Genomic DNA, 3828 nt, shown 5'->3' on the forward strand with positions numbered 1-3828 from the left:
CGAGCACGTCGGGCGTCGACCCGAGCAGCACGGTGATCGCGGTTCCGGTGAGCACCAGCGTGGGCATCACCAGCACGTACAGCGCCGCGAGGGTGATCTCGCGCCGACCGATGCGCTTGCCGAGGAATTCCGGCGAGCGTCCGACCAGCAGTCCGCCGACGAACACGGTGATGATCGCGAGCACCAGCAATCCGTAGAGCCCCGAGCCGACACCGCCGGGCGCGACCTCGCCGAGGAGCATGTTCCACAGCAGGCCTCCGCCGCCCGCGGCCGAGAAGCTGTCGTGCGCGGAGTTCACGGCACCGGTCGACGTCCCCGTCGTCGACACCGCGAACAGCGCGCTGGCCGGGATCCCGAAACGGGTCTCCTTGCCTTCCAGCATCGCGCCGGCGGCCTGCGAGGCGACGCCACTGGTCCGCGATTCCATGGTCCAGACAAAGGCGAGCATCGCGCCCCAGATCACGGCCATCACACCGAGGAGGGTGAGGCCCTGGCGACGGTCGCGAACCATGGTCCCGTAGGTGCGGGTCAGGCTGACCGGGATGATCAGGATCGCGACCACCGAGACGACGTTGGTGAGCGGCATCGGGTTGGAGAACGGGTGCGCGGAGTTGGCGCCGTAGGTGCCGCCGCCGTTGGTGCCGAGCAGTTTGATGGCCTCTTGCGATGCGAACGGACCCAGCGGGACTCGGCTGCGGGTGCCGTCGAAGAGGGTGGTCATGGCTCCGGTGCGCCACGACTGCACTGCGCCTTGCAGGACGAGGATCGTGGCGACGATCAGGGCCAGCGGCAGCAGAATGCGGACGGTTCCCCGAATGAGGTCGACCCAGAAGTTGCCGATCTCACCGGTGCCCCGTCTCCGCGCGATGCCGCGGATGAGCGCCGCGGCCACGGCCATGCCGACCGCCGCGGAGAGGAAGTTCTGAACCGCGAGACCCAGCATCTGCGTGAGATTGCTGATGGCGGCCTCGGGCGAGTACGACTGCCAGTTGGTGTTCGTGACGAACGAGATCGCGGTGTTGAACGCGACCGTCGGCGACATGCCCGGCTTGCCGTCGGACCACGGCAGGTGCCCTTGCAGTCGTTGCAGGGCGTACAGCGCGATCACCGAGACCGCGGTGAACGCGAGCACCGAAAGACCGTAGGCGCGCGCGGTCTGCTCGCCGCGCGGATTCACTCCGAGCAGCCGGTAGACCAACCGTTCGGGAGGGGCGTCGCGGGGCGACGTATAGACGCGGGCCATGTAGTCGCCGAGCGGCACGTAGACCGCGGCGAGAACGACGAGGACGGCTGCCACCTGCAGCACGCCGGCAAAAGTATCTGTCAACGCCCCGACCTCAGAACTTGTCCGGGTACAGCAGTGCTGCCACCAGGTATCCGACGACGCCGATCGCCGCGATCAACAACGCCACGGCGATGGTTCCGGCGCCGGTCATCGGACACCTCGCTCAAGCGCGTACAGCAGGCCGCAGCAGATCGCCATCGCGATCACCCCGATCCCGATCATCATCACGTCGATCATCTCCGCCTCACTCTTCGGGCGGCCCGCGCCTTGTCGCGTCGGACCTCCCCCTCACCGTCGCGCGGCGCAGAGCGGGTCGCTAGAGGACTTAACGGGATCTATACGGGGTGACGAGAGATCTTGACGGGGTTGTTCACGCGGGGTCGTTCACGCTCGGCCCCACGCCGATCGAGTGCCGCTGCGAGCGAAGCAGGCTCGGCCCCACGCTGATCGAGTGCCGCTGCGAGCGAAGCGCGCAACGGCGTATCGAGATCGCCGGCCGCTGGAACTCGCTACGCACCACGCCCTACGGACTCCGACGACTCAGCGTGCCCGCGGCCAACGCCAGCGCGACCACGATGCACGCGGCGACGATCCCCATGTCGCGCCACATCAGGCCCGTCGCCGACGTGTGCGCAGCCACCTGCTGCAGCGCCTGCACCGCGTAGGTCAGCGGCATGAAGTCCGACAGCACGTTCATCCAGCCGGGCAGGTCGTCGCGCGCGACGAACAGTCCGCACAGGAACAGCTGCGGGATCACCACGATCGGCAGGAACTGGACCGCCTGGAACTCCGTCTGCGCGAAGGCGCTGCACAGCAGTCCCAGGCCGACGCCGAGCATGGCGTCGAGCATGGCGATGACGAAGACCCACCAGATCGAGCCCGCCAGCTCCAGGCCCAGAAGCCAGTACGACGTCCCCACCGCCAGGATCGCCTGTACCGCGGCGACCGCCGAGAACGCCAGGCCGTACCCGCCGAGAAGCTCGAGCCGGTTGAGCGGCGTGGTCAGCAGCCGCTCCAAGGTGCCCGACTTCCGTTCGCGGAGCATCGCGATCGAGGTGATGAGGAACATGGTGGTGAACGGCAGAATTCCGAGCATCACGATGCCGACGCGATCGAACGAATCGGGCTGTCCCGGCGGGTGCGGCACCTCCTGGAACATGAAGTACAGCAGCGCCATCAGGACCACCGGAATTGCCAGAATCAGCCCGATGGTCCGCGGATCGTGACGCAACTGTCGCAGCACGCGGACGGCAGTCGCCACCAGCAGTTTCAGCGGTCGCGCAGTCCGCGCAGGGCCGGTTCCGGCGGTGATCATGCCGACTCCTCGATCAGGGCCAGGAAGGCCTTCTCCAAGTTCGTCTCCCCGGTCCGTTCGCGGAGTGCGCTCGGTGTCAGCTGCGCCACGAGAGCGCCGTCGCGCATCAGGATCAGGTCGTCGCAGTGCTCGGCCTCGTCCATCACATGGCTCGAGACCAGCAGCGTCACTCCGGACTCTGCGAGCTGCCGGAAGCGGGCCCACAGGTCGGCACGCAACACCGGGTCGAGGCCGGTGGTCGGTTCGTCGAGAATCAGCAGACGCGGGCGGGTCACCAGTGCGCACGCGATCGAGACTCGCTTCTGCTGGCCGCCGGACAGGTCGTCGACGAGGTGGTCGCGGCGGCCGTCGAGGTCGACCGAGGCGATCGCGTCCTCGATCCACTCCTCGGCGTCGTAGATCTGCGCGAAGTAGCGGATGTTCTGCTCGACGGTGAGGTCGGAGTAGATCGACGACGCCTGCGTCACGTACCCGACCTCCCACCGCAGGCTCGACGCACCCGCGGGACGGTCGAGCACGTCGATCCGGCCCTTCACGTTCTTCTGTGTTCCGACGATCGCACGCATCAGCGTCGTCTTACCGCATCCCGACGGCCCGAGCAGGCCGGTCACCGAGCCCTGCGGAACCGTGACGCTGAGATCGGCGACGGCCTTCACCTTCCCCCGCTGGACCTCGACGTTCTCGCACTGGATTGCCGTAGACATGCGCGCCTCGTTTCAGAGAGCTCCTGAATTCATCGTATGTTGAATTTACTTTCCGGGAGCCCGGGGCGTCAAGCACCCGCTTTCGTGCCGACGCGATCCACGACCCCGTTGCGATTTGCACGCGGTGACCGATATCCGTTCTAGTGAAGAAGTCCAGAATCACCCTAGGGAGTCCACGTGAAGCGTTTTGCCAAGATCGCCACTGTCAGTGCGGCCACGGCTGCTGTCGCCACCGTCGGCCTCGTCGCCGTCCCGGGCGGTGATGCCACAGCGGGCATCGTTCACAAGTACGCGCAGCCCGCCTCCGGCGCCGTGTCGATCACGTCGGGCACCAACGAGATCAACGTGATGGTGATCAACCGCACGGACGCGAGCGACTGCACCGTCACCATCACGCGCCCGGACAAGAAGAAGGGCACCGTCACCTACAAGCGCGACGTGAAACTCACCGCGTTGAACCAGAACACCGGCATCGCCAACTTCCGCGGCCTGTTCAACAAGACCACCTACACCGTCTCCGGCAC

At 66.8% G+C, this 3828-nt stretch carries 5 protein-coding genes; 1 reads left to right on the forward strand and 4 read right to left on the reverse strand.

The genetic code is table 11. From position 1 onward, the window contains the following. From kdpA to GX543_RS00200, 4 genes are all read right to left on the reverse strand, one after another. Positions 1-1327 (reverse strand): potassium-transporting ATPase subunit KdpA (gene kdpA / locus GX543_RS00185; protein ID WP_290849014.1); only part of this gene is annotated, 1327 nt, incomplete at its 3' end. Between the two features lie 10 nt (positions 1328-1337). Then, positions 1338-1436 (reverse strand): potassium-transporting ATPase subunit F, encoded by a 99-nt coding sequence (locus GX543_RS00190; protein ID WP_290849015.1) that lies wholly within the window; start codon positions 1434-1436, stop codon positions 1338-1340. A gap of 372 nt (positions 1437-1808) precedes the next feature. Further along, complete coding sequence (locus GX543_RS00195) at positions 1809-2600, reverse strand: ABC transporter permease (protein WP_290849016.1); 792 nt, start codon at positions 2598-2600, stop codon at positions 1809-1811. Beyond that, positions 2597-3304, reverse strand: a complete 708-nt coding sequence (locus GX543_RS00200) for an ABC transporter ATP-binding protein (protein WP_290849017.1) — start codon at positions 3302-3304, stop codon at positions 2597-2599. Before GX543_RS00200 ends, GX543_RS00195 begins: the two co-directional genes overlap by 4 nt. 177 nt (positions 3305-3481) lie before the next feature. On the opposite strand from GX543_RS00200, the gene GX543_RS00205 reads away from it, so the two are divergent. Next, positions 3482-3828 (forward strand): hypothetical protein (locus GX543_RS00205; RefSeq protein WP_290849018.1); only part of this gene is annotated, 347 nt, incomplete at its 3' end.

This window comes from Gordonia sp. (in: high G+C Gram-positive bacteria), from assembly GCF_012515855.1.
Classification (GTDB): domain Bacteria; phylum Actinomycetota; class Actinomycetes; order Mycobacteriales; family Mycobacteriaceae; genus Gordonia.